The 1,747-nt window shown below is 58.9% G+C and carries 2 protein-coding genes; one reads left to right on the top strand and one right to left on the bottom strand.

Annotation, left to right across the window (positions count from 1 at the left end; all coding sequences use genetic code 11):
* Nucleotides 1–126 precede the first annotated feature (126 nt).
* Complete coding sequence (locus ACNFCJ_RS23950; protein ID WP_416773876.1) at nt 127–1,203, top strand: IS1595 family transposase; 1,077 nt, start codon at nt 127–129, stop codon at nt 1,201–1,203.
* On the opposite strand, the gene ACNFCJ_RS23945 is transcribed toward ACNFCJ_RS23950, so the two are convergent.
* Nucleotides 1,181–1,747, bottom strand: a 567-nt coding sequence (locus tag ACNFCJ_RS23945) for a hypothetical protein (RefSeq protein ID WP_416773875.1), incomplete at its 5' end; no start/stop codon positions are given. The genes ACNFCJ_RS23950 and ACNFCJ_RS23945 overlap by 23 nt on opposite strands.

Genomic DNA, 1,747 nt, shown 5'->3' with positions numbered 1-1,747 from the left:
CGCTATTCTGCACCAGGAGCACAAATCCTTATAAATCAGAAGGTTATGCAAGCCTCCATTCGTGAGGCTTGCAACCTATCGTTTCCGCGTTAGACTCGACACTGGTTACTTATCCAGTGATTCGATATGGCAACGTATTTCTGGCTCAAGAAGGAAGCTCTCTCCACCTCGATGGCCGACTTGGACGGCCTGTCCGAGGAGCAGGCGCATTCCTTCCTGGCTCAGATGCGCTGGCAGTCGAAAGACCAGCGGGTTTGCCCCGACTGCGCTGTCCAGGACAAGCACTATTTCCGCAGGACACGCATGCAGTGGAGCTGCAAGCACTGCTTCAAAACCTTCTCCCTGACCAGCGGCACTGCCTTTCACGGTCACAAGGTCAGCTACCTCACCCTCCTCAAGGCGTTGTTCCTGTTTGCCATGAACCAGAAGGGGATTTCGGCCCTGGCGCTCCGTCGCCACCTTGGTGTCCAGTACCGCACGGCCTACGTGCTGATGCACAAGCTGCGCGAGGCGCTCATGGTGACCACCGAGATCACGCCACTGTCGGGCCACGTCGAGATTGACGGCGGCCACTTCTCCGGCAGGAAGCGCAAGCCCCGCAAGGTGCCTGAGAAGGAAAAGCCGAAACTGCCCAAGAAGTACCAGCACCGCGACAAGGTCGGGCCAGCAGAAAATCCGTTCCACAAGAACCGACGCATCATCATCGTATTCAGGGAGTGCGATACGCGCCCGCTTGATCAGGGTGGCCGCCCCGGTGCGATTCGCACGGTCACTGCAATCTGCAACGCCGAAGACGGCCAGGTCGTGCCCCTCATCGAGCGCTATGTGAAGAAGGGCAGCAAAATCTACACGGATGAGCTGCCAGCCTACCGTAAGCTCCAGTACATCGGTTTCAGCCACGACACCGTCAACCACTCCCAGGAGTTCTCGACCGACGCCGGGGTGAACCAGAACCAGGCCGAGAGCTATTTCTCGCGATTGCGGCGAGCATTCATCGGCATTTTTCACCGGATCACTCCGCGCTACATGCTGGATTACAGCTGCGAAATGAACTGGCGCGAAGACATGCGCCGCACTGATCTGCTCGGCCAAGTCACCGACTTGTTTGCCAGGGTGGTCAAAGCGCCGCACTCCACAGACTGGCGCAACTACGTCCGAGGCAACAAGCGCCAGGGCGAACTCAGGACGATTCCTGGACTGTAGGGCGCACACCTACCCACAGCCAGGATGCCTCGACACCCGCACCGCCGCCATCTGTCCTGACTACACAGCCTCGGTCGCGCAGGACTCTCAGATCCCGAGCAATTCTGTGCATGGCGTCGCGGTGGTCATCCGGAAGACCGAATTCAGGATCCTCCACCAATTGCAGCCGCGCCAGGATTTCCGAGGTGCGAAGAGCCCCCCTTGTCATCTGGAGGGCATGAGTCAGAGCCTTTCTGAAGGCTCCATGACGCACCCCCTCTTTGCGGGGAGTTGCTCGGATCCCACGAACATCGCCAGCATCCAGCTCGAACGCCCGGATTTTGTCTGAAAGCTCTGCCACGACCTGCTCAGCAGCTTGCTTCTGACCCCGAATCTCCTCAAGCTCCGCCAGCAGCACGTGTTCTCGCGTGGTTAACGTGAGCACCTCGCCCTTTCGGTACGCGAGGTCTTTCGCCAGCTTGGCGACTTTGGGGTGATGGTTGGCCATAGAGAGAAGAGAGCACACGACAGACCGGCTGTCATGTGCTCCTGGTGCAGAATAGCG

This window comes from Pseudomonas sp. NY15364, from assembly GCF_048068235.1.
Taxonomy (GTDB): Bacteria; Pseudomonadota; Gammaproteobacteria; order Pseudomonadales; family Pseudomonadaceae; genus Aquipseudomonas; species Aquipseudomonas mendocina_D.
This window is presented reverse-complemented; position numbering and strand designations above follow the sequence as displayed.

Coding starts and splice junctions, on each gene's coding strand:
- ACNFCJ_RS23950 (WP_416773876.1), top strand. CDS start 127: ATGGCAACGTATTTCTGGCTCAAGAAGGAAGCTCTCTCCACCTCGATG.